At 61.7% G+C, this 24,308-nt stretch carries 22 protein-coding genes; 20 read left to right on the plus strand and 2 right to left on the minus strand.

Annotated elements, in window-relative coordinates:
• Nucleotides 1-157 precede the first annotated feature (157 nt).
• From LJ656_RS24085 to LJ656_RS24095, 3 genes are all read left to right on the plus strand, one after another.
• Nucleotides 158-1,594, plus strand: coding sequence for a basic amino acid/polyamine antiporter (locus tag LJ656_RS24085; protein WP_230512025.1), 1,437 nt, complete (start codon nucleotides 158-160; stop codon nucleotides 1,592-1,594).
• Nucleotides 1,595-1,605: 11 nt separating this feature from the next.
• On the plus strand, nucleotides 1,606-3,033 hold the full coding sequence (locus LJ656_RS24090) for a basic amino acid/polyamine antiporter (RefSeq protein ID WP_230512026.1): 1,428 nt from the start codon (nucleotides 1,606-1,608) through the stop codon (nucleotides 3,031-3,033).
• 180 nt (nucleotides 3,034-3,213) lie between these two features.
• Nucleotides 3,214-3,657, plus strand: coding sequence for a Fur family transcriptional regulator (locus LJ656_RS24095; RefSeq protein WP_230512027.1), 444 nt, complete (start codon nucleotides 3,214-3,216; stop codon nucleotides 3,655-3,657).
• 78 nt (nucleotides 3,658-3,735) lie between these two features.
• On the opposite strand, the gene LJ656_RS24100 is transcribed toward LJ656_RS24095, so the two are convergent.
• The gene (locus tag LJ656_RS24100; RefSeq protein ID WP_230512028.1) at nucleotides 3,736-4,884 is read right to left on the minus strand and encodes a branched-chain amino acid ABC transporter substrate-binding protein; all 1,149 of its coding nucleotides are present in this window, start codon (nucleotides 4,882-4,884) and stop codon (nucleotides 3,736-3,738) included.
• A gap of 337 nt (nucleotides 4,885-5,221) precedes the next feature.
• On the opposite strand from LJ656_RS24100, the gene LJ656_RS24105 reads away from it, so the two are divergent.
• A complete protein-coding gene (locus LJ656_RS24105) occupies nucleotides 5,222-5,491 on the plus strand; it encodes a hypothetical protein (protein ID WP_230512029.1) in 270 nt (89 codons plus the stop codon).
• Nucleotides 5,492-5,524: 33 nt separating this feature from the next.
• On the opposite strand, the gene LJ656_RS24110 is transcribed toward LJ656_RS24105, so the two are convergent.
• Nucleotides 5,525-6,469, minus strand: coding sequence for a LysR substrate-binding domain-containing protein (locus tag LJ656_RS24110; RefSeq protein ID WP_230512030.1), 945 nt, complete (start codon nucleotides 6,467-6,469; stop codon nucleotides 5,525-5,527).
• Between the two features lie 111 nt (nucleotides 6,470-6,580).
• Between LJ656_RS24110 and LJ656_RS24115 the strand changes: the two genes are divergently transcribed.
• The 16 genes from LJ656_RS24115 to tssJ all read left to right on the plus strand — a co-directional run bounded on the left by LJ656_RS24115 (nucleotide 6,581) and on the right by tssJ (nucleotide 24,305).
• Nucleotides 6,581-7,762 (plus strand): M20 aminoacylase family protein, encoded by a 1,182-nt coding sequence (locus LJ656_RS24115; protein WP_230512031.1) that lies wholly within the window; start codon nucleotides 6,581-6,583, stop codon nucleotides 7,760-7,762.
• 76 nt (nucleotides 7,763-7,838) lie between these two features.
• On the plus strand, nucleotides 7,839-9,026 hold the full coding sequence (locus tag LJ656_RS24120; protein WP_230512032.1) for a porin: 1,188 nt from the start codon (nucleotides 7,839-7,841) through the stop codon (nucleotides 9,024-9,026).
• A gap of 81 nt (nucleotides 9,027-9,107) precedes the next feature.
• Complete coding sequence (locus tag LJ656_RS24125) at nucleotides 9,108-10,433, plus strand: MFS transporter (RefSeq protein ID WP_230512033.1); 1,326 nt, start codon at nucleotides 9,108-9,110, stop codon at nucleotides 10,431-10,433.
• Between the two features lie 49 nt (nucleotides 10,434-10,482).
• Nucleotides 10,483-10,872: a BON domain-containing protein gene (locus LJ656_RS24130; protein ID WP_230512034.1), complete on the plus strand. Its 390-nt coding sequence runs from the start codon at nucleotides 10,483-10,485 to the stop codon at nucleotides 10,870-10,872.
• 467 nt (nucleotides 10,873-11,339) lie between these two features.
• Complete coding sequence (locus tag LJ656_RS24135; RefSeq protein ID WP_230512035.1) at nucleotides 11,340-12,056, plus strand: response regulator; 717 nt, start codon at nucleotides 11,340-11,342, stop codon at nucleotides 12,054-12,056.
• 390 nt (nucleotides 12,057-12,446) lie between these two features.
• Nucleotides 12,447-13,097 carry a response regulator gene (locus LJ656_RS24140; RefSeq protein WP_230512036.1) on the plus strand — a complete coding sequence of 217 codons (651 nt, stop codon included), beginning with the start codon at nucleotides 12,447-12,449 and terminating at the stop codon, nucleotides 13,095-13,097.
• Nucleotides 13,098-13,354: 257 nt separating this feature from the next.
• Nucleotides 13,355-13,891: a fimbrial protein gene (locus LJ656_RS24145; protein WP_230512037.1), complete on the plus strand. Its 537-nt coding sequence runs from the start codon at nucleotides 13,355-13,357 to the stop codon at nucleotides 13,889-13,891.
• Between the two features lie 93 nt (nucleotides 13,892-13,984).
• Entirely contained in the window at nucleotides 13,985-14,758 is a 774-nt protein-coding gene (locus tag LJ656_RS24150; protein ID WP_425605998.1) for a fimbria/pilus periplasmic chaperone, read from the plus strand.
• Nucleotides 14,759-14,770: 12 nt separating this feature from the next.
• Nucleotides 14,771-17,608, plus strand: coding sequence for a fimbria/pilus outer membrane usher protein (locus LJ656_RS24155; RefSeq protein WP_268998762.1), 2,838 nt, complete (start codon nucleotides 14,771-14,773; stop codon nucleotides 17,606-17,608).
• Nucleotides 17,609-17,680: 72 nt separating this feature from the next.
• The gene (locus LJ656_RS24160; RefSeq protein WP_230512039.1) at nucleotides 17,681-18,265 is read left to right on the plus strand and encodes a fimbrial protein; all 585 of its coding nucleotides are present in this window, start codon (nucleotides 17,681-17,683) and stop codon (nucleotides 18,263-18,265) included.
• A gap of 51 nt (nucleotides 18,266-18,316) precedes the next feature.
• Nucleotides 18,317-19,003: a DotU family type IV/VI secretion system protein gene (locus tag LJ656_RS24165; protein WP_230512040.1), complete on the plus strand. Its 687-nt coding sequence runs from the start codon at nucleotides 18,317-18,319 to the stop codon at nucleotides 19,001-19,003.
• On the plus strand, nucleotides 19,003-20,664 hold the full coding sequence (locus tag LJ656_RS24170; RefSeq protein WP_230512041.1) for an OmpA family protein: 1,662 nt from the start codon (nucleotides 19,003-19,005) through the stop codon (nucleotides 20,662-20,664). Before LJ656_RS24165 ends, LJ656_RS24170 begins: the two co-directional genes overlap by 1 nt.
• Before the next feature lie 212 nt (nucleotides 20,665-20,876).
• Nucleotides 20,877-21,410 carry a type VI secretion system contractile sheath small subunit gene (tssB, locus tag LJ656_RS24175; protein ID WP_230512042.1) on the plus strand — a complete coding sequence of 178 codons (534 nt, stop codon included), beginning with the start codon at nucleotides 20,877-20,879 and terminating at the stop codon, nucleotides 21,408-21,410.
• Nucleotides 21,411-21,478: 68 nt separating this feature from the next.
• The gene (gene tssC / locus LJ656_RS24180) at nucleotides 21,479-22,960 is read left to right on the plus strand and encodes a type VI secretion system contractile sheath large subunit (RefSeq protein ID WP_230512043.1); all 1,482 of its coding nucleotides are present in this window, start codon (nucleotides 21,479-21,481) and stop codon (nucleotides 22,958-22,960) included.
• Between the two features lie 177 nt (nucleotides 22,961-23,137).
• Complete coding sequence (locus LJ656_RS24185) at nucleotides 23,138-23,620, plus strand: Hcp family type VI secretion system effector (protein ID WP_230512044.1); 483 nt, start codon at nucleotides 23,138-23,140, stop codon at nucleotides 23,618-23,620.
• A 139-nt stretch (nucleotides 23,621-23,759) separates the two neighbouring features.
• A complete protein-coding gene (gene tssJ, locus LJ656_RS24190) occupies nucleotides 23,760-24,305 on the plus strand; it encodes a type VI secretion system lipoprotein TssJ (RefSeq protein WP_230512045.1) in 546 nt (181 codons plus the stop codon).
• The last annotated feature ends 3 nt before the right edge of the window (nucleotides 24,306-24,308 follow it).

Consider the following 24,308-nt stretch of genomic DNA (forward strand, 5'->3'; position numbering starts at 1 on the left):
TTAGCGCGTGTATCGACCGTTTAAACGCGCTTTATCGAGGTCGTTTTGATGTCACCGCGGGGAAGATAATTTATGATGGCCGTCAGGCTGGCGTTAGGTATTGCAGGCGTGTTGCGGTTGCTTTCCGGATAAAACTTACTTTTCAGAATGGTAAACAATGGCAACTCAGACCGAGACCAAATTGTCGTTGCCCGCGTTGACCGCGATGGTCGTCGGCTCGATGGTGGGCGCAGGGATTTTCTCGCTGCCGCGTAATTTCGCGCGCGCAACCGGACCGTTCGGCGCGATCATCGCGTGGTGTATCGCGGGCATCGGTATGTATGCGTTGGCGCGGGTGTTCCAGGCACTCGCCGAACGGCGCCCCGAGCTCGACGCCGGCGTATTCGCTTATGCGCGCGCGGGCTTCGGCGACTATGCGGGCTTTCTGTCCGCATTCGGTTACTGGATGGCAGGCTGCTTCGGCAACGTGTCGTACTGGGTGCTGATCAAGTCGACGCTCGGCGCGTTCGTACCGGTCTTCGGCAACGGCAATACGGCGACCGCGATCATCGTGTCGTCGGTCGGGATCTGGCTGTTCCATCTGGTGATGCTGCGCGGCGTGCAGCAGGCCACGATGATCAACACGATCGTCACGGTCGCGAAGGTGATCCCGATCGTGCTGTTCATCATCATTCTGATCGTGCTGTTTCGCATCGACATGTTCCGCGCGAATTTGTGGGAAGGCAGCGACGCATTCAGCACCGGCCTCTTTTCGCAAGTGCGCGCGACGATGCTCGTCACCGTGTTCGTGTTCGTCGGCATCGAGGGCGCGAGCGTGTACTCGCGCTATGCGAAAAAACGCTCGGACGTCGGCGTGGCGACCATCACTGGCTTCGTCGCGGTGCTGTGTCTGCTGGTGCTTGTGACGTTGCTGCCCTATGCGACGCTGCCGCGCGCCGACATCGCGCTGATGCGGCAACCGTCGATGGCCGCGGTGCTCGGCGCGCTGCTCGGTCCGTTCGGCGTCATCTTCATCAGCGCGGGCCTGATCGTGTCGATTCTCGGCGCGTACCTCGCGTGGTCGCTGATCTGCGCGGAAGTGCTGTTCGCCGCCGCGCGTCTCGAGACGATGCCGCGCGTGTTCTCGCGGCAGAACGAACGCAAGTTGCCGGTCGCCGCGATCTGGCTGACCAGCACCGTCGTGCAGCTGTTCGTGATCAGCACGTACTGGTCGACCGACGCCTTTGCGCTGATGCTCAACCTCACCAGTTCGATGGCGCTGATCCCTTACTTCCTCGTGGCCGCGTATGGAATCAAGGCCGCGCGTCGCGATCGCGAGCAGGGCGGCGGCGCGGCGAACGGTGCGCTGCGCAAAGAGTATTTCGTCGCGATCTTCGCGACCCTGTACACCGCGTTTTTGCTGTTCGCGGGCGGCCCGAAATTCCTGATGTTGTCCGCACTCCTCTATACGCCCGGCACAGTGCTTTATGTGCTGGCTAAACGCGAGCGCGGCCAGCGCGTGTTTTCGAAAGTCGAGTGGGTCATCTTCGCGGTCGCGGCCTGCGGTGCGTTGGCCGCGCTGATCGGTCTCGCGACCGGGACCATCGTCATCTGAGCGTTCGCACGATGGACAAGCGCGTCAGACTTTCAGCGCCGGGGCTCATGGCGATGGTGGTCGGCTCGATGGTCGGAGTCGGGGTGTTTTCGCTGCCGCAGTCGCTCGGCCGTTATACCGGTGTGGTCGGTTCGCTGATCGGCTGGACGATCACCGGCACCGGCATGCTGACGCTCGCGCTGATCTTTCAACGGCTCGCCTGGCGCAAGCCCGAACTCGACGTCGGCGTCTATACCTATGCGCGGGTCGGCTTCGGCCGCTATACCGGTTTCCTGTCGGCGTTCGGCTACTGGTGCGCCAGCTGTCTCGGCAACGTCGCTTATCTGGTGCTGATCAAGTCGGCGCTCGCGATCGTCGTGCCCGCGTTCGGCGCCGGCAATACGCTGAGCGCGATCGTCAGCTCGTCGGCATTGATCTGGATATTTCATTTCCTGATTCTGCGTGGCGTGAAGGGCACGTCGATTCTGAATGCGTCGATGACGGTCGCGAAACTGCTCGCGCTCGGGCTGTTCTCGGTGCTCGTGTTGTCCGGCGTCAAGTGGGATCTGTTCATCGACAATCTGTGGACCGCTCCCGATCCATCGACCGTCGGTCTGTTCGGCGAAGTGCGCAAGACGATGCTCGGCACCGCGTTCGTGTTTCTCGGCGTCGAGGGCGCGAGCGTCTATTCCCGCCATGCGCGCGAGCGCCGCGACGTCGGTGTCGCGACGGTGCTCGGCTTTCTGTGCGTGCTCGCGCTGATGGTGATCGTCACGCTGCTGTCGTATGGCGTGCTGCCGCGCGAGCAGATGGGGGCGCTGAAAAATCCGTCGCTGGCCGGGGTGCTGAGCGCCGCGGTCGGCGGCTGGGGCGCGGTGGTGGTCAAGCTCGGCCTGCTGCTGTCGGTGCTCGGCTCCTACCTCGCGTGGACGCTGCTCGCGGCGGAAATTCTCCATGCCGCCGGCAAGAGCCGCACGATGCCGGCGTTTCTCGGCAGGGAGAACCGCAATCACGTGCCGGTCGCCGCGATGTGGATGACGAGCCTGGTGATTCAGGTGTTTCTGATCATCACGCTATTTTCGAAAGAGGCGTTCACGCTCGCGAAGGAACTCACGACCTCGATGAACCTGATTCCGTATCTGCTGGTTGCCGGCTACGGGCTCAAGCTCGCATCGAGCGGCGAGTCGTACGCGGGGCAGTCGTGGGCGCGGCGCATCGATTTCATGCTCGCGCTGGCCGGCTGTGCGTATGCGCTATTTCTCGTGTACGCGGGCGGGCTGCACTATCTGTTGATGTCGACCGTGCTTTATATGGCGGCCACCGCGTGGTTCTATCTGGCTGAGCGGCGCAAGGGGCGGCGGCAGGTATTTACGCTGCTCGAGCGCGGTTTGTTTGCGGTCGTGCTGGCGGCCGCGCTGGTGGCGTCGGCGGAATTGGTGCGGAGGTACTTTGCGACGTGACGCCGCCGTGATTCGTTGCTGGCCTTAAGCCTGTCTTAAGCACGCTCCCCCCATAGTTCTCGCTCTCTCCCCGCTCGTCCCGCGATGCAGGGTGAAGGCCGCTCCGAGCACCCGTCGCATCGCCCGCATCGGCGCGTCGCGGCCGCGGTTCGGCCGTTCGTCCAGCGTTGCCACCACCCCATGAACATTCACCGGATCCTCGAGCGAGCCGATTTGCGCACCACGCTGCCACGCGTGCTCGTGCTCGAGTTTTTTCATCAGCACGCGCGCGAGCACTTCAGCGCGGAACAGCTTTACAAGCGCCTGAACGGCGACACGCGAAACGTGAGTCTGGGGACGCTTTACCGCGTGCTCGGACTGCTGGTCGAAAGCGGCTTGCTGAGCAGCATCGCGCTCGGCGAAGGACGCATGGTGTACGAACTGAACGACGGCAAGCAGCACGAGCATCTCGTCTGCACTGGCTGCGGCGACATCCAGGAGTTCTTCGACGACGAGATTCGCACGCGGCAGCGGGACGTCGCCGAACGCTTCGACTTCGAGGTGTCGGCGCAGCAGCAGGTGTTGTTCGGTGTGTGTCCGCAATGCCGACTAGCAGGACGGACAAAGCCGCTGCGATTTCGATAGCGCGAGCGGCCCGCGTCCGGGGCCGCTCTCACGCAACAACTCAGAAGGGCGGAAACGAGAACGTCGTGACGGATTCGCTCAGAGCCCGCTCACCGTTTTGACCGTCACCCATTGGCCGTTCTTCACCTGATAGACCGTCGATGAGCCGTTCTTCAACGAGCCGTCCGGGTTGAATTCGATATGGCCGGTGATGCCGTCGAAGCTGATGCTCTGCAGCTTCGGCCGGTAGTCGTCAGGATTCGTCGAATTGGCGGCCTGCATCGCCTTGATGGCTGCCCACGTCGCGTCATAGCCGAACGGCGCATACGAGAGGACATCCTCGCCGAACTTCTGCTTGAAGCGATCGGCGAACTTCGCACCGACGGGCGTGCTGTCGAGCGGACGACCATACTCCCATGCCATCGCGCCTTCGGACACGTCGCCCGCGAGCTTGATGAAATCGATGTCCTTGACGCCGCCGCCCCCCACGTACTGCGCCTTGATGCCGAGCTGGTTCATCTGCTTCATGATGCCGGCCGCCTGCGGATTGAGCGCGCCGACGAAAATCACATCGGGGTTCTTGGCTTTGAGATTCGTAAGCTGCGTCTTGAAGTCCGTCGCCTGATTCGTCGTGTATTCGTGATCGATGATGTTGCCCCCGTGCGCTTTGACCGCTTTGACGAACTCGTCGGCTTCGCCCTGACCGAAGGCCGTGCGGTCGTCGATCACCGCGATGCGTTTCGCCTTCGTCGTCTCGACCGCATACGCGCCGGCCGTGCCGGCGTTCTGTGCGTCGCTCGAAATGACCATGAAGATGTTCTTGAAGCCGCGACCGCTGATGGTCGGATTGGTGGCGGCCGGATCGATGACCGGCAAGCCCGCTTTTTCGTACAGGTTGGAAGCGGGAATGGTCGTCCCCGAGTTGAAGTGTCCGACGACGACGGCCACGTTTTCGTCGACGAGTTTTTGCGCGACCTGCACGCCGATGCGCGGGTCGGCCTGGTCGTCCTGCGCGATCAGTTGAAACGAAACAGGCTGGCCGTTGATTTTGACGCCTTGCGCTTTCGCGTCGTCGAGCGCCATTTTCACGCCATTTTCCAGATCCTTGCCGTAGTTGGCGTTGGGTCCGGTGAGCGGCGCGGCAAAGCCGATTTTTACGACCGTATCCGCGCGCGACGCGAGCGGTGCCATAGCGACGAGTGAGACGACCGCAACTGCGATAGGACGGAGGATCTTCGCGACACGCATGTTATCTCCAGTTTGCCGTCAGGCATGAGGTTATCGGTGGGTCGTGCGAGCCGCCTCTGGTGCCACTGCGCGGGGACTGCTGCAACGAAAGCGTGGTACCGGACCGGCCGCTCAGGTGAGGGATGCCGCGGCGATTGCACGAAAAGATTTGCGTAGACATGTTTTCGGTTCGAACATGCGCGACTTCCCCTGTAAGCATTTCCACACGCCAAAATGAAGCCGGACATTCGGATAAATACCCGCTTGGTGGCGCGGGTCACGCTCTCGCAGCGGTTATGAACGCGTCGATCGTTGGGGCGACACTCTTTCGATTCATCTTCATATGAATAGCGCGGCCATGGCGATCAAGCGCGCCGGCTCGGCGACGAGTACGATGAACTTACTTGATCCATATGTTTCGGGAGGCGCGATGAAAGCGGTGTGCCCGCTGCATGGGCCAACCACCATCGTCGGGACGAACGCATACGGTTTTCCGGTCTATGCGTGTTGCCGCGACGACGTGCGTTCTGTCACCCCCGCCGACGCCTGTACGCGCGAACCGGTACAGCAGGGAGATCAGGCGGCGGAGCGCCCGCGGCAACCACCGGAGCGGAAGGAATCGGGCTGACGGTTCGCGTTGCGGCTCGTCCTCTCGACTGCGTCACATAATCGCCGCGCGGTGAATACAGCGAATGAAGTATTCGGCGGGCCGCGTGAGAATCGCGCCTTCGCGCTGCATCAGATGCAACTGCGCACGTCGCGAGGTCTCGACGAAATCCAGCTTCTTCAGATGCCCGGTCAGGTTGACCACCTCGAGCGTGTGCGATGCCCACGCCATGACCGCGTCGATGCTGATCGCGAGGCTGTACATCAGCGATTGCGACGTGCAGCGCGTAATCCGGCGCGGCGCCGGCAGGCCCTGACGCTCGAACAGATTGACCACATATTGCGGATATTCGTCGGTCGTGTCGGCGTGTATCCATTCGGCGTCGCACAGATCAACGAGCGAGTTGGCGTTGGCGAGCGCGCCGTTCGCTCGCACCGTGAACTGCAGCGGGAAAGTCAGGAGTTCTGTGCATTGGACCGACGGATCGATCACGGCTTCGGCCGCTGAAGCGACCGCGAAATCGAGCGCGCCCTGACGTAGCTGGTCCTGCAATTTTACCGCGCTGTATTCGAGGAATTCCACCGTAATTTGCGGCATATCGTGACGAAAACGCGCGTACGCGTCGGGCAGCAATGTGAGTGCCGCGAGCGGCGTCAGGCCGATCGTCACGCGACCTTCCTGCGCGCCGCGCTCCATCGCCATCTGCTGTTCCGCACGGCCCAGTTCGCCGACGATCAGCCGCGCATGCCGCAACAACGATTCCCCGGTGCGCGTGAGTGCGACGCCATTCGTGCTGCGGCCGAACAGCGACATGCCGATATCGGTTTCCAGCTCGCGGATCGCCTTGGTGACCGCCGGCTGACTGACGAACAGCGCGCGCGACGCACCGACGATCGTGCCGTGATCCGCGACCGCCACCAGCGCGCGCAATTGATGAAGCTTGATTGCCATTGCCTTTATCACCCTAGGGTAAATACCATAACCAATGGTTATGGGCATAAAACTTTATCATGTTTTAATTCGCCGCCGCTCTCGTAGACTGGCTCTCAATTCGCGCCGGGCCCTTGCCCCGCGCGGCATCACAGAGAGACAGACCAAGGAGAAAGGGCGTTGGCCGATAACATCAATATTCATCCCGAGATTAGCGAACAGGCGGCCGAATTCGTCGAATTACGCCGCCGCATTCATGCTCATCCGGAATTGGGATTCGAGGAAATCCAAACCAGCCGGCTGGTCGCCGAACGGCTGAAGGCCTGGGGCTACGAGGTCACCGAGGGTATCGGCGGCACCGGCGTGGTCGGCCGTCTGAAAGTCGGCAACGGCACCCGCACGATCGGCATTCGCGCGGACATGGACGCGCTGCCGATCATCGAGGACACCGGCCTGCCTTACGCGAGCAAGGTCCACGGCAAGATGCACGCGTGCGGCCACGACGGTCACACCGCGATCCTGCTGGCCGCCGCGCATTATTTCGCACAAACGCGCCGCTTCGACGGCACGCTGAACCTGATTTTCCAGCCGGCCGAAGAAGGACAGGGCGGCGCGGTGCGGATGATGGAAGAGGGCCTGTTCGAGCGCTTCCCGTGCGATGCGGTGTATGCGTTGCACAACGCACCGGGCGTGCCGGTCGGCATGTTCATCGTGCAGCAGGGCGCGATGGCCGCATCGTCCGACATGGTGACGGTCACGCTGACCGGCAGGGGCATGCACGCGGCGATGCCGCACCTGGGTCGCGATCCGGTGGTCGCGGCGGCGAGCATCGTGATGGCGCTGCAGACGATCGTCGCGCGCAACGTGCCGCCGGCGGACGCCGCGGTGCTGACGGTCGGCGCGATCCAGGCCGGCACCGCGCACAACGTCGTGCCGAATACCGCGACGATCCTGCTGACCGTGCGCACGCTCAGCACCGACGTGCAGAAGCTGATCGAAACGCGGCTGCGCGAGATCGTCGAAAGCCAGGCGGCCAGCTTCGGGGTCGGCGCGCAGATCGACTACCAGCGGGTCACGCGGGTGCTGATGAATACTCCGCAGGAGACCGAACGCGCCCGCGCGGCGGTCGCCGCGGTGGTCGGCGCGCAGAACATCCTGCCGCTGCCGCCGGGCATGATGGGCGGCGAGGATTTCTCGTGGATGCTCGAGAAAGTGCCGGGCTGCTACGTCGCACTCGGCAACGGTCACGAGGGTCACGGCAGTTGCATGATCCACAACCCCGGCTACGACTTCAACGACCAGGCGCTGCCGATCGGCGTCGCCTACTGGGCCACGCTCGTCGAGCAATATCTGAGCGCCTGAATTTCGCCAATCCGCTTTTCGCCGGCCGGCATGCCGCCGTGCCGGCGGCCAGATTACGTCCATATCGGGGATTCAAATGAAATATAAAAAGACCGTTTGCGCCGCGGCTGTGGCGCTGATGTCGCACGCGGCATGGGCCGATTCGTATCTCCAGCAGTCGCTGTCCGAGTGGCCGACGATGCAAAGCGCGGTCCAGCAGAACGGCGTGTCGCTGTACGGCGCGGTCGACATGGGACTGAACTTCCAGAGCGTCGGCGGCAACGCGCGCTGGCAAACCCAGAGCGGCGGCGTCCATACATCGCAGTTCGGCGTCTTCGGGCGGGAGGATCTCGGCGGCGGTCTGAAGGCGGAATTCAACCTCGAGAACAGCTTTACCGCGAACAACGGCGCGTTCGGCACCAGCAACACGCTGTTCGATCGCGCCGCGTGGGTCGGCCTGAACTCGGCGCGATGGGGCGCGCTGCGCTTCGGCCTGCAGCCGACCGCGAACCTGCCGCAATTCATCGACCCGTTCGGCGAAGTGACGACCAACTCGGTCGTCACGTGGCTCGCCGGCGGCGCGGTGCAGACCGCCAGGGGCGTCGGCTACAACGCGGACCTCGGGCCGGGTTCGAGTCAGGTGCTGGTGCGCGAGAGCAACGCGGTGTCGTGGACCACGCCGCGCGTGATGGGCTTCGGTGCGACCTTCATGTACGCGTTCACCAACCAGGCGGGCGTCTCGCCGAATGCGTCGAATCAGGGCGTGGTGGCGTCGTGGACCAATGGCACGCTGTATCTGGCGGGCGCGTACAACCGTGTGTGGAGTCCGGAGGTCCAGACCGCGGCCGGCTTGCAGACCGTGCGCAACGACATCTACGGGGTGTCCGCGATTTACGACGTCGGTTCGTACGTGCTGTCGGCCGCGTTCTCGCAGGTCGCGCCGAAGCTCGAGGGCAACGGCATCGCGCGTTCGTATCTGCTCGGCGCGACGGTGCCGTGGGGCCGCCATGCGGTGCGCGCGTCGGTGGTCTACCGCGATACCTCGGGCGTGCACGACGCCGCCGGCGATCCGGCGAAGGATTCGGCGCTCGGCGTGATGCTCGGCTACGACTACTCGCTGTCCAAGCGCACGTCGCTGTATGCGCGCGCGGGTTTCATCCGCAACTACGGCATCTCGACCGTGATCCTGAACAGCAATCCGTTGCCGTTGCAGACCGGCTCGGCGTCGCCTGAGCTTGGCACCACGCCGATGACGGCGTCGGTCGGCATCTATCACCTGTTCTGAGTCCGGGTTGCAACGCGGACCTGGCGCGGCGCAGGCCCAGCTGTGCTGCGCACTTTTGTCCGCATCTGAAGAGTCACTCGCATGAAGCCAACTATTTGTCCACCGGTTACCCGATCGCGCGATGCCGTCGCGTCGCATGCCGCATCGAGCCCGGCGTCGGCCGCGGCGCCGAGCCGCCGCCGGGTCATTCTCGCGACCTCGCTCGGCAACGCGCTCGAATTCTTCGACTTCACCGTCTACAGCTTTTTTGCGGCGCTGATCGGCAAGCTGTTCTTTCCGGTCGGCGGTTCGTACGGGCCGCTGTTGCTGTCGTTAGCGACCTTCGGCGCCGGTTTCGTCGTGCGGCCGCTCGGCGGAATTGTGATCGGCACGTATGCGGACCGGCGCGGGCGCAAGGCCGCGATGACGCTGACCATTCTGATGATGGCGCTCGGCACGGCGATCATCGGTCTCGCGCCGACCTACGCGCAAATCGGCATCGCCGCGCCGCTGCTGATCATCGCAGCCCGTCTGATCCAGGGCTTCTCGGCGGGCGGCGAAGTCGGCGCAGCGACAACGTTCCTGATGGAGTCGGCCGCGCCCGGCACGCGCGGCTATCTGGTCAGTTGGCAACTCGCGAGCCAGGGCGCGTCGGCGCTCGCCGGCGCGCTGTGCGGGATGTTGCTCACGCATGTGCTGACGCCCGCCGCGCTCGAAAGCTGGGGCTGGCGCGTGCCGTTTCTGGCGGGTCTGCTGATCGGCCCGGTCGGGCTGTACATTCGCAGCCATCTTCATGAGACGTTGCACGCAGCGCCGCAGAGCCGCGAGCGGGCTGCCGTGCCGGCGCGCTACGACGTGCGGCGGATCGTGCTCGGCACGCTGCTGATGGTCGGCAGTACGTCGTCGATGTACATCCTCGTGTTTTATCTGCCGTCGTGGCTCACGCGTTTCACCCATGCAGCGGGCGCGGCGGCGTTTTTGCCGAGCGGTCTCGCCGGACTCATCCTGACCGTGGCGTCGCCGTTTTGCGGCAAGCTGACCGACCGGCTGGGCTCGCGCAAGCCGATCCTGTACGCGACGGCCGTCGCGACCCTGGTCGCGCTCTATCCGGCTTTCGCGCTGATGCTGCATGCGGCGTCGCTGGTGCCGATTCTCGCAGCGGTCGCGTTGCTGATCGGGCTGTGGGTCGTCGCGAATCCGGCCGGCTTCCTGCTGCTGCTCGAGGGCTTTCCGCGCGAGATGCGCGGGCGGTCGCTCGGCATTATCTATAGCGTCGGCGTGACGCTGTTCGGCGGTTTCGCGCCGTTCGCGGTGACGTGGCTGATCGGCGCAACGGGCAGCGCCTATGCGCCGGTGTGGTACATGGCGGCATGCAGTGCAGTGAGCTTCGCGGCGCTGATTGCATTCGACGAGCGCATTACCGATTAACCGCCGGGCTCATCGCCGATGCGCCCGGCCACAGACAATAGGAGAACCAATGAACGTACACAAATTAATCAAGCTCGCGGGCGCGACGGCACTCGTGCTCGGTTGCCTGAATGCTCACGCGCAACCGCAGACGACCGGATCGGCCCGGGCGGCTGAGCCGCCGGTGTCAGCATCGCAAAGCACCGCCGAGATCAGGACGGCCAACCGGCAACTCGCGCGGGATGTGCGCCGCGCGTTCAGGGCTGCGAAGAACCAGGGGCTGCGCGCGAGCAATGTCACTGTTCGCGCGAGCAACGGCGTGGTGACGCTGACGGGGAGCGTGCCGACCGCCGAGCAAGTCGAACTCGCGGCCAGTGTGGCGAAGGGCGTGTCCGGCGTGCAGTCGGTGATTAACCGCGTCGCGGTGCGCAAGGAATTCAGTAGCCGGGGCAGCAACTAGCCTTATCGCATTAACAGAGCGTCGCACGCGGTACTTTTTTAGATGAGTGTTCGTCTGGCTCGAGCCGCGTGGATGGCTTGCAGCCGGACGACCATGCATGACCGTCCTCTCCCCCACCGCGGTTCGACGGCGCAAACATTTAGCGCGCCGTAACCCGCAAGTGTCCCGCTCCAAATCGTCAAAGTAGTCCTAGTCCTATTTTCGAAGTTATCAGTGTTTTCTAGGACTATGCCTATTATCGGCAGCCGCGACTATGTCTAAATTCCTTGTCACGCCATTGCCCGTTGGGCACGGCCTCAGAAGTGTTCAGCCGAAAATTCACCTTGCGAACCTGTTGCGGCGTCTCCTGCACTGCTGTCAGTAACATGGCAGCGCGCTGCAATTCCGGTCGGACCGGTCTTGGGTCACCGGCGCGCAGGGTAGTGTTTTCCGAACGATTTCAATCGCCGTGATTATGGAAAACTATCATGACTTCATCTCAAATCCGAGTCATCGTCGCCGACGATCATCCGGTGATCCTCGAAGGCGTCAGGTACGAACTCGAAAGAAGCAATACGATTTCCGTTGTCGGCACCGCGTCGAATTCCGGCGAGCTGATGGAGGCGTTGGGCACGTTGCCTTGCGATGTGCTGGTATCGGACTACGTGATGCCCGGCGGCGCGCATGGTGATGGACTGGCGCTCTTTTCGTTCATCCGCGAGCAATATCCGAATCTGAAGATCGTCGTACTGAGCATGATGGAAAATCCGGTGGTGTTACGGGTATTGATGCATGGCGGCAATATCTGCGTCTTCAGCAAAGCCGATCCGATCAGCAATCTGACGATAGCCGTACACGCCGCCTATGCTAATGGCCGCTATTTATCGCCGCGCATGGTGGCGATTGCGGATTCGCTCAAGCTCGGGGCGCGCGGTAACGTGACGGGCGCACCCTTGACCAGGCGCGAACTGGAAGTCGTGCGCTTCTACGTCTCGGGTATGTCGGTTACGGAAATTGCCACGCTGCTGCGCCGGAGCAAGAAAACGATCAGTACGCAAAAAGGCGCGGCGATGCTCAAGCTAGGCATCGACCGCGATGCTGATCTGGTGCGTTATGGAATGGAGACCGGATTGGTCATGCCGTCGGCGTCGATCGCCTCGTCCGAATTCGTCGTGAACGAAATAGGCCCTCCCAAAGCGGTCTGAGTGCGGTGCGACACCGCATAGGTCACTATCTGGTATCGGGATATTCCGGCTGGCACTTCATGCCGGCGCGATCCCAGAACAACCCGAGTTCCTTCGCGACGGGCGTATTGCATCGTGCGCCTCTCGTCGAACCCGCGATCGCCAATCGAGTGTGATTGCGGTTGGTTCCGTGACAACATCCAAAAGATATTTTTATATTCCTTTCTATCCATCGACTTTTCGTTGAATTGGAAATCACCACAACGAGTTTGTTTATTAACGTCAGATAGGCGTCACCGAGCTTGTAGATCTTGCGTCAGACGAAGTGAAATTGTTTTCGAAATGTGGCAGGGACGTCGCGGCCGGCTTTGCTGGTGCGGACAGTCTTGCCAGTGTGGCTGTGGAGCATGTGTGAGAAAGTTAAGAGTAGGTCTTGCCGACGATCACCCATTTATTCTGCTGGGCGTCGAACATCTGCTTCTGAAGTGTCCGGACATCGAGGTCTGCTTCAAGACAGAAAGTATTCAGCAGTTGCTCGATCTGCTGGACGAAGTGCCGGTCGAAGTGCTCGTATGCGACTACGAATTCGAAGGTGATCCCTACGCCGACGGTCTCGGTCTCCTCGACCGGATCCGGCGAGTCGCACCCGCCACACGAGTCGTATTTCTGAGTTCCCATTCGTCTCCCTATATTGTTTCGGCCGCGCTCAATGCGGGGGCGGCCGGCTTTATCGGTAAAGGGCAGGAGGGCTTCGTCAATCTGCCGACAGCGGTCCGCACTGCCAGAAACCAGAGCGTCTACGTGCCCGAATCGTTGATGGACAAGGTGCTGCAGTCGAACGCGCTGACTACGGAAACGGGCGCCACCCCGGGCGCTTTGTCGGAGAAGGAGGCCACCGTGGTTCGCATGATCTGCGACGGCATGTCGATTAGCGCTATCGCCGCCAGGCTCAAGCGCAGTCCGAAGACGGTCAGCAATCAGAAAAACGCAGGCATGAAGAAGCTCGGCGCAAAAAACGATATAGAACTCGTGACCATCATGCGCGAGTGGCACTGCTCGTAGCATTGTTCTGGTTCGTTCGGACCGTTGCGCGCTGGTTACGGTCGCGCTTCCCGGCGGTCGTATTTTTGAGAATACGTTTTTGAGATCAATTCTCTGTTTGCTTTCTTCGTTGGGCGCTTAGCTTAAATGGTCTTGCATTTTGGGTATCGGCCCATTAACAGCGATTCGCGTCGATGACATCATTTCTCTGCCTTGGAGATTGCTGGATGCACCGGCTTTACAAAGGTTAATAGTTTGAAACAGAAGAGGAATGATTCATGAAAAAGCAAATTTCGCATTTGATGATCGCGCTGATGGGCGTGTCCGTCGCACCGATGGTTTTTGCACAATCGGCGCCGGGCACCGGGCAAGTCACGTTCAACGGCCAACTGACGAGTGAGACCTGCCAGATCAACACGGGCGACGAAGACAAGACGGTGATGCTGCCGACCCTGTCGACGCAGTCGCTGGCCGCTGCAGGCCAAACGGCCGGTTCGACCATGTTCGACATCTCGGTGTCGGCTTGCCCGTCGGAACTGACCAGTGTCGCGGCGCACTTCGAGACCACGAACATGAACCCGGATACGCGCAACGCGATCAATCAGGCTCCCGAGGCTGATGCGGCCAAGAACGTCGAGGTGCAGTTGCTCGATCGGGACGGCACGAACGCGCTTCTGCTCGGCAGCACGGGTACGGCCGTGCCGATCCAGAACGGCGAAGCAACGATGAGCTACGGCGGTCAGTACTACGCAACGGATGCAACCACGGCCGGTAAGGTGACGGCCATCGTCCGCTACACGTTGGCATACCAGTAAGCGAATCCGAAGCTGAGTGGTAGAGGGTTGCCCTTCGTTGTGGGAGGGCAACCCGACGCACATGCTCGCAATTCAGCGAGCCTGGAGGGGCGAATGCGTTCAATGAAGTTCCCTATTCTTTGGGTGGCGGCGGTTATCTGCAGCGTGGTTACGTTTGCTGCACAGGCTGCCGTCACCATCACCGGTACGCGGGTCATCTACCCGGCACAGAACCGCGAAGTCAATGTTCGACTGAACAACGCCGATAGCCGGCCCGCGCTGGTTCAGGCGTGGCTGGACGACGGCGATGCCACGGCCGCGCCGAACGAAATCAAGGTCCCGTTCACGCTGTTGCCGTCGGTGTTTCGCGTGGAGCCTCATCGCGGTCAGGCGTTGCGCATCATGTTCGCGGGCGGTGACATGCCGACAGACCGCGAGTCTGTCTATTGGCTAAATGTGCTGGAAATTCCGCCGAAACCGGCCAACGTCGAAGATCGCAACATGATTCAGCTTGCGTTCCGCACGCGGATCAAGATGTTCTATCGGCCCGCATCGTTGCTCGACGATCCCACCGCGGCTCGCTCGCAATTGACATGGCACGTCCAATCGAGCGGACACGGCGAGCGCGTTATCCGGGTCGAGAATCCTTCGCCTTACTACGTTTCATTCGGGAGCGCGACCGTCGAGGCGGGAAGCCAGAAGGTCGCGCTGCGGCCAGACATGGCACCTCCGTTCGGATACGTCGATCTCCTTCCGGAAACCGGCAAGCTGGATATCAAGGCGCCTGCAACGGTTTCGTATGCGGTATTGAACGACTTCGGCAGCGCAGTGAAGGGCACGGCTGAGCTTGGTAGTGCACAGCTTACAGAAGCACAAAAAAGTCAATAAACGGATTTCGGTATGGCCTGCGTGCGGAATAAGAAGACGGCGATTGAATCAGTAGTCCGTAGTGTCCCCTTCAGATGTCACCCGCTTGCGTGGGCGGCATTCATAGCGTCAGGTTGGGTATTTTCCGCGAGCCCGGCGGTTGCGGCATGCTTGCCGGACGGCTCGGAGGCGAATCTGTCCGGCGATTGCACGGGCCCAGAGTCGGCTCAACCGTTAGAGGTCGATGCGGTTGACGTGCCGGAGGCAGCGCCGGCGGTTATTCCAACAGGCCAGGCGGCGCCGATCGAACCGCCGCAGGAAGTCGAGTTCAATCCGGCGTTCTTTACTGGGAATGTCGCCGATCTGTCGCGCTACACGCGGGGCAATCCGGTGGCGCCTGGACTGTATCCGCTCGATCTATACGTCAACGGAAAAAAGCGCGGACGCTTCGAGGTGCGCTTTGACGCGGTGGCGGATTCGGATATCGCCGCACCGTGCTTCACAATGGCCAATCTCGACCGCGCAGGCGTCGATACCAGTCGGGTATTCGAGCGCTACAAGGCCGCGGGTATGGGCGACCTCGGCGGCGCGGAGCAGGCCTCGCAGTGTGTCCCGCTGTCAGAGGCGGTGCCGGGATCGACCGCATCGTTCAACACCGCGGATCTGCAACTCGATGTGTCGATTCCTCAGCTTGAGTTGCGCAAGGAAGCAGCCGGCTATGTCGACCCATCCCGCTGGGACAACGGCATTACCGCTGGCTTCGTGCAATACAGTCTGGCCAGTTATGCGAGTCACCAGAACAGCACTGGCGTCGACCTGAGCAGCGTCTACCTCGGTCTTCAAAGTGGGTTCAACGTCGGCGGCTGGCGTTTTCGTCAGCGCTCCACCGCGACGTGGCAAAACCGTTCGGCCGACGCGCGCTGGCAGAGCGTCGCGCTGTACGCGCAACACGACGTCACGGCGCTCAGGAGTCAATTCACGATCGGCGACAGCTCGACGAGCGGCGACGTGTTCGACTCGTTCAATGTGCGCGGTGCGCAGTTGTCCAGCGACGACCGCATGCTGCCGGATTCGATGCGCTCGTACGCACCGGTCGTGCGCGGCGTGGCGGACACCAATGCGCGTGTCACGGTGCGGCAGAACAACATCATCCTGAGCGAGACCAGCGTACCGCCCGGCCCGTTCGAGTTGAGCGACCTGCCGGCAACCGGCTACGGCGGTGACTTGCAGGTCACCATCACCGAAGCGGACGGCCGCCAGCGGACCTTTTTCGTCCCGTTCGCGTCCGTCACGCAGTTGCTGCGCCCCGGTATTTCGCGTTTCAACGTGACGGCCGGGGTCTACCGTGACACTGTTCTCGACAAGCAGCCCTGGGTCGCACAGGCGGTTTATCAGCGCGGCCTGACCAACCTGTTGACCGGCTACACGGGTGGCCAGTTTTCGGAAGGATACTGGGCAGGACTGGTTGGCGTTGCGTTGAATACGCCAATCGGCGCATTCGCGTTGGACGTCACCGCGGCTGGCGTCAATTTGCCAGGGGAGTCGGGTGGTAGTCCCGGCTACAGTACCCGGCTCAGCTACAGCAAGATGGTGCCGGGGCTGAACACGAACTTCTCGGTTGCGGCTTACCGCTATTCGACCTCACGCTTTTATAGCCTGCGCGACGCCATTTATGCCCGTAACGTCGCCGGGGACCGGTCCGGCATCTACGACTATCGCACGCGTAGCCGTCTGCAGTTGAACATCAACCAGCCGATCGGCGAGTCCAGTTCTCTGTTCATTGCCGGCAGTTCGCAAAACTATTGGGGCGCGTCGAAGGGTTACGATCTTCAGTATCAGCTCGGCTTTAACAGCTCGTACAAGCGCATCTCCTATTCGCTGTATGGGCAGCGCACACGTTTGCAGAACGCGGGCATGAACACGCAGGTGGGCTTGAATCTCACTATTCCGCTCGGCCGCGTGGATTCGAACAAGTCGCACATGTTCGACTATCTGACCACCAATCTTTCACATACCTCGAACGGCGACAGCTCGATCCAGGCCACGGCCTCGGGTAATACCACCGGGTCTACGCCGATCAACTACGGGATCACTGCGTCGCGAATCGTTTCCGGCGACAACCGCGCGGTGTCGGGTGGCGGGTATGCGACTTACCGCGCGCCGTACGCGACCTTCAACGGCAATGCATCGGTCGGCAACAAGACGCGCCAGGCCGCATTCAATGCGGACGGCGCGGTGATCATCCACGACGGTGGCGTCACGCTGAGTCCGCCGCTCGGTCAGGCGTTCGCACTGGTCGAGGCGAAAGGGGCAAAGGGCGGCCGGATCATCAACGGCCAGGGCGCGCGGATCGACGACAACGGCTATGCGGTGGTGTCGTCGCTGACGCCATACCGTGTCAATACCGTCGCTCTCGACCCGAGCGATGTGCCGCTCGATATCGAACTGGGCAACACCAGCGAGGAGGTGGTGCCGCGCGCGAACTCGCTGGTGAAGGTGAAGATCGCGACCACGCAGGGCACGCCGCTGTTCGCCGAAGTCGAAGATCGGGAGGGCAAGGCGCTGCCGATGGGTACCGAGCTGTTCGACGAGACCGAGAAATCGGTGGGTATCGTCGGCCAGGGCGGTCTCGCGTATCTGCGCGGCCTCGAGGGCGAAGGCAAGTTGCGAGTGCGCTGGGGCAACGACGACGCGCAGCAGTGCGTAATGGCCTACAAGGTACCGGATGAGGACACGACGGATACCAGTCGGCCCACGGGGATCGTCGCACGCATCAAGCTGAGCTGCGACCCGACGCTGGTCTGGTCCCCGCCGGCGAAAGCCGTGGCGAAACGTTCGGCGAGCTCGAATCTGGTCAGTTCGCTTCAGTGAATTGCGAGCCGCGACGCAATGGTACGACAGCGTCGCGGTTCCAACGATTGCGCCGACAGGGGAGGTCGGAAAATGCAGATTATCGAAAAATACATCCGCAGTGTCGGCTCGATGCCAGGCCTCAGGTTCAGTCTTCTAGCCGGTCTGATGGCCAGTGCCTTGCTGGGATCTATCAATGCGCAAGCGCAGTCTGCGCCTTCCGTCACGCTCAATTTCACCGGGACCTACGTGCCGACGACGTGTCCGTTGATCAGCTCGCCCGATATGACCGTGACGCTGCCTACGGTATCGGCGCAGTCGTTGTCGGAGCCCGGGGCGGTGGCGGGTTCCACGCCGTTCAGTATCACGATGCAATGCCCGAGCGGCGTGACGGGCGCGCGCGTGTATTTCGAAAGCGGTCCGGCAGCCGATTCCGTCACCGGTTACCTCAATCCCCAGAACGCGGGCAACGCGGCGTCGGCAACCAACGTGCAGGTGATGCTCGCGAACGCGGACGGCTCGCCGATCAGGATCGGCGATCGCTCCACAATGAATGTCATTCCGGTCACCTCGACCGATCCAACGCAGGCGAACTTCATTGCGAGCTACTACGCAACGGGGCGGGCCACGGCCGGCACCGTGAGCACCTTTGTCACGTATGTCGTCGAAGTACCCTGACGCGTTCAGCGAATACATGTTGCCTTGATGATGCTCGACGCACCGCGATCCATGCTGACCCAGTTGCGCGCGACAGCGCTCCATGCCGAATTGTTGGGCTGCGGCGCGGCAATACCCGACATCCATTCGTGGCGTGCGCGTTGCGGCACGCTGGTCGAGACACTGCGCGACGACCTGCGCGATGCAAGCTGCCCGCCAGCCAGGATCGACGAAATCAGTCTTGCGCAATGCGTGCTGCTCGATGAACTGACGTTGCGTGTATTGCCGCTACGACAACAGCACGAATGGCTGCGTGAATCGCTGCAGATGCGGTTTCATCGCGTGAGCGACGGCGCGGTGCGCGTCCGGGCACGGATCGACGCGTTGCTCGCTACTGGTCGTCAGGATGCCGGCTTACTCGAGTTGTACGGCATCGTGCTCGAACTCGGTTTCGATGGCGATCGGGAAAGCGCGGGGGCCTGCCTCCAGCGCGTGAAGTCGGCGCTGGATCGGCTTGCACCGGCAGAGCCAGCCAGTTCTGGAGCGATTCAGACGACCTCCACTGGCGCGGCAAAGGGCGCGACCGCATCGTCGCGGGCGGAGCTGACTCGCTGGATCGCCGGCGTTGTGATGGTCGCGGCCGTTGCTATCGGCACGTTGTGGATCGCTTTCGATGCGAGTCTGCGCTCGGCGATCGGCCGCTTGCCGGACCCAGCTATTGCGCCGATTAGCACTGCCCCGCATGAGGACGTCCAGTGATGCTCGCCGACCGCTATCGCGCACCGTTGCTCTGGATCGCACCGCTGATCGCAAGCCTGCTATGGCTAGGTTTGCCCGCTCATCTTCAGCCGTGGTGGCCGCTCGTGCCAGCGCTGATCGTATTGACAGCGCTGGGCGCTGCGGCGCTGCTCATTCACGGGCAGCGCCGCGCGGCGCGCAAGTCCATCACTGTTCAACCTGTCGCGTCCCCCGAACTGCCGATCATCCTAGTGGTGGGGCCGCACGCGGCAGCGGTGTTCGACCAGCCCGAACACGCATCGGTGGGACGCCATTACGGCGGCGCGGTATGGCTGCTGGTTCCCAGCCCGGACGAACTCGCCGAGTCGATTGCAACGATCAAGGCGTCCCATCAGCGCTGGCCGGATGCCGTGTGGATACCGGTTGTCCCCGATGGCGACCGGGACGACGCGACGCTTCGTCAACAGTTTTCGCGCTGGCGATACGCACTCGATCAAAGCACCCGTCACCGCGCGTGCGCGTTGCCTTGCTATATCGCGATCTACGCGTGTCTCGGTGCACGCTCCGGTGCCGTGGCGTCGCCGCTCTGGTATGGCGATGTGGTCGACATCGATGTGGTCCACATATCCGGCACGCAACCCGCCAGCGAAAATGCGCGGCAACGCGTACGCGTGATCCGCCAGCAACTGGATCGCGCATGGCTTTCACGCACGCAGGGCGAGCGGACGACCCCGGCCGGGCTCGCGCATTCGGTGTTCGACTGGCTCGAGGACACCGCGCTGTTGTCGATCCTCACGTCGCTCGCAAACACCGCGCCGTTCTCGCTGCGCGGGGTGCTGTTGGCCGATGTCGGGTATCTACCACCGCACCACGGCGCGTGGACACGCTGGTTGACCGGCAAGACGAGTTTGCAGTTGCCGCGGACGTCGCCGGAAGGACAACCTCTGCCACTGCCCGACATTAGCGCATGTCGGATAGCCGGCGTGTCGGTTGCGCACCAGAAGGCGTACGCACAGAATCGTTTGATCGTGCATGCGGTGGCGGCATCGGCTGTGGCGCTGGTCGTCTCGCTTGGCGTGGCGGGATGGTCGAACAGCCGGTTGGTCGCGCGGGTGACGCAGCAACTCGATGGCTACCGGCGCACGCCCGAGTCACTGGCCGACGCGAGACGCGTCCAGGTCGAAGCGCTGCGAACGCGTGACGCGGAACTGGCCGGCTACGCGCGCGGCGGTGTGCCGGCCACTTTGGGCTGGGGATTTTATCGTGGCACCGAGCTGCAAGCGCCGCTCGAGCGCGCCATTGCCGAGTGGCGTCCGCCCGTGGTCGGTGTGACGATCGACAATCTGTCGCTGTTCGACAGCGGTAAGACTACGCTCAAGCCAGGCGCGGAGCCTCGACTTCGAAGTGCGCTGGATCTGATTCGTGCGAATCCGGACAAACGGATTCTGATCGCGGGTCACACCGACAACGTCGGCTCCAGCTCCGCCAACCAGAAGCTTTCCGAGGCACGAGCGCGGGCGATTCGCGACTGGTTCGTCAACACCGCGGCATTACCTGTCACTCGCTTTGCAATTCAGGGGTATGGCGATACGCAACCGCTCGCAAGCAACCAGACCGATGACGGGCGCGCAATGAACCGCCGCGTCGAAATTACCCTCATTCTGGATTCGAGCGAGCGCTAGCGCTTGCCAAGCATTGCGGTCGTGATGCGTGCTGCCGGTACACGGCATCGGTCTCGTTAATAGCTGCGACGAACTGCCATCCACATTTGGGCGATCGCCCATATCTTCTCGCCGCCTGGAAATTTAGTATCACTCAGGTGCTGATCGGCTTCTTACCAGTTTGCCGTATCGCCGCTTCTCTTTTCTCTTGAGCGAAATAACGTCAGAGCACTATGCCGGTTTCTAACAGTTCTCAAAAATTCATCGCACGTAATCGTGCTCCCCGCGTTCAGATTGAATACGACGTGGAAATTTACGGTTCGGACAAAAAGGTCGAACTGCCGTTCGTGATGGGCGTGCTGGCCGACCTGTCGGGCAAGCCGCTCGAACCGCTGCCCGCCGTCGGCGATCGCAAGTTCTTCAGCATCGACATCGACAATTTCGACGAGCGGATGAAGGCGATGAAGCCGCGTGTCGCGTTCGCGGTGCCGAACACGCTGACGAATGAAGGCCAGCTGATGGTCGACATCACGTTCGAGAGCATGGACGACTTCTCTCCCGCAGCGGTCGCCAAAAAGGTCGATGCGCTTTCGCAGTTGCTCGAAGCACGCACGCAGCTTGCAAACCTGCAAACGTACATGGACGGCAAGAGCGGCGCGGAAGGTCTCGTCAGCAAGGTGCTCAGAGACCCGGCGCTGCTGCAGGCGCTGGCGAAGGCGCCGAAGCCGTCAGCAACTTCGGCCGCAGAGCCGGCGAACAAGGAATGATTCCCGCTTTCCACGCGAAAGCTCAGCCTTAAATCAGTGGGGAAACGATGGGCCAAAATCAAGCGAATATGCGCGCCAAAGAAGCGGCGAGCGTGACCAATCAATCGGAGTTCAACGCACTGCTGTCGCGTGAGTTCAAACCGAAAACCGAACGCGCGCGCGAAGCGGTCGAAGGTGCGGTACGAACGCTCGCGCAGCAGGCGCTACTCACGTCGGTGACCGTGTCCGACGACGCATACAAGAATATCGAATCGATCATCGGCGAGATCGATCGTAAGTTATCCGAGCAGATCAATCTGATCTTGCATCACGAGGATTTCCAGCAACTGGAAAGCGCGTGGCGCGGCCTGCACCACCTCGTCACGAATACCGAAACGGATGAGAAACTGAAGATCCGTTTCATGGATGTGTCGAAAGATGATCTGCGCCGCACGATGAAGCGCTACAAGGGCATCGCGTGGGACCAGAGTCCATTCTTCAAGCAGATTTACGAAGAGGAATACGGGCAATTGGGCGGCGAGCCATATGGCTGTCTCGTGGCCGACTATTACTTCGATCACACACCGCCCGACGTCGATCTGCTTGCGTCGATCGCGAAGGTTGCGGCCGCATCGCACGCGCCGTTCATTACTGGAGCGGCTCCGTCGGTGCTGCAAATGGATTCGTGGCAGGAACTCGCGAACCCGCGTGATCTGACCAAGATCTTCACGCAGAACCTCGAGTACGCACCATGGAACTCGCTGCGTAATTCGGAGGACTCGCGCTACATCGGTCTCGCAATGCCGCGTTTCCTCGCGCGTCTGCCGTATGGGATCAAGACCAACCCGGTCGACGAATTCAATTTCGAGGAGGCGACCGACGGCTCCGATCATCGCCGCTATGTGTGGTCGAACGCCGCGTATGCGATGGCCGTGAACATCAACCGTTCATTCAAACACTACGGCTGGTGCACACTGATTCGCGGCGTGGAAAGCGGCGGTGTGGTCGAGAACCTGCCGTGCCATACGTTCCCGACCGACGACGGCGGCATCGACATGAAATGTCCGACCGAAATCGCGATCTCCGACCGCCGCGAGGCCGAACTGTCGAAGAACGGTTTCATGCCGCTGATCCACCGCAAGAACACCGACTACGCAGCATTCATCGGCGCCCAGTCGCTGCAGAAGCCAGTCGAGTACTACGACCCGGACGCGACCGCGAACGCAAATCTGTCGGCACGTCTGCCGTATCTGTTCGCCTGCTCGCGCTTCGCGCATTACCTGAAGTGCATCGTGCGCGACAAGATCGGCTCCTTCAAGGAGCGCGACGAAATGCAACAGTGGCTCAACGAATGGGTGATGAAGTACGTCGACGCTGACCCAGCGAATTCGTCGCAGGAAACCAAGGCACGTCGGCCACTCGCGGCCGCCGAAGTGGTGGTCGAGGACGTCGAGGGCAATCCCGGCTACTACCAGGCGAAGTTCTTTTTGCGTCCGCATTTCCAGCTCGAGGGCCTGACTGTTTCGCTTCGTCTCGTCGCAAAGCTGCCGATGGTGAAGGAAGCGGCTTGAGCAAGCGTAGCTGGTTCGGTGAGAGACGGAATTCGACAACCCGATGGGACTGGTGTGATCGCAAATCAAATTCCGGTCGCTAAATACCGGTAACTGAGCGATGGACAGGCGCTCATTAAATATGCCTGGCTTCCAATCAGCATCCTTAAAACTAATCACGTACCAAGGAGTACTTTCATGGCACAAGACATCTTTCTCAAGATCAACGGGATTGATGGGGAGTCGGAAGACGCAAGCCACAAGGACGAAATCGATGTCCTGAGCTGGTCGTGGGGCGTCACGCAGCAATCCAACATGCACGTCGGCTCCGGCGGCGGTGCGGGTCGTGCAACGGTGGACGACCTCGAGTTCGAGCACTACATCGATCGCGCCACTCCGAACCTGACCCAGTACTGCCTGACCGGCAAGCATATCGACGAAGCGAAGCTCGTCGTGCGTAAGGCTGGCGGCAGCCCGCTCGAGTACATCAAGTTCACGATGAATGACGTGCTGGTGACCGCAGTCCATCCGTCGGGCGTCAGCGACAGCGAATCGCGGCCGGCCGAACGAGTGCGTCTGTCGTTTGCCCGTCTGAAGCAGGAGTACATGGTGCAGAACGCACAGGGCGGCAGTGGCGGTGCGATTACGGCGACGTTCGACATCAAGAAGAACACCGCCTAACTCATATGTGTGCCTGAATCGTGGCCTCACCGGGTTCCCGGTGAGCGTCCACCTTGCTTAGCCAGGATGCCAGGCTGGATGCAGGTATCCTGGTTAATTCATTCAGGGCGACGTGCGAGATCACGTTGGTTTTCCTCAGATGGTTCCGAATCTATTCTCCCGCTTTGCGATATGGCTACGCTTCACCGCATGGCTCGCGCTCGGTAGCGCATGCGTGCTGGTGAGCGCGTGCAGCAGCACACCGACGCCGGTCGCAAAGGAGCAAATGAATCTACGGCTACGGATCGTCGCTAACGACAGCGTCAATCCGAACGAGTGGGGCAACGCGGCACCGATCCAGGTGCGCGTCTACGAGTTGAAGTCCGCAACGGCTTTCGAGAGCGCCGACTTTTTCACGCTGCAAAGCGACGACAAAAAAGTACTGGGCGAAGACGTGCTGATGGTCGACGAGTTCATTTTGCGCCCCGGCGACCAGCGCGAGATTACCCGCAAGTCGAACCCCGCCACCACCGCAATCGGTGTGCTGGCCGGTTATCGCGAGTTGGGGAAATCCGTGTGGCGGACGGTCTATCGACTGCCGGTCGCGCCCGACGCCTCGTGGTACCGGATGGCCATTCCAGACAAGACGCAGAAGCTAACGGTCCAACTGGACCAGCGCGCTGTTTCGATTTCAAAGTCAGACTAATTT

The organism is Paraburkholderia sejongensis, assembly GCF_020880815.1.
GTDB classification, from domain to species: domain Bacteria; phylum Pseudomonadota; class Gammaproteobacteria; order Burkholderiales; family Burkholderiaceae; genus Paraburkholderia; species Paraburkholderia sejongensis.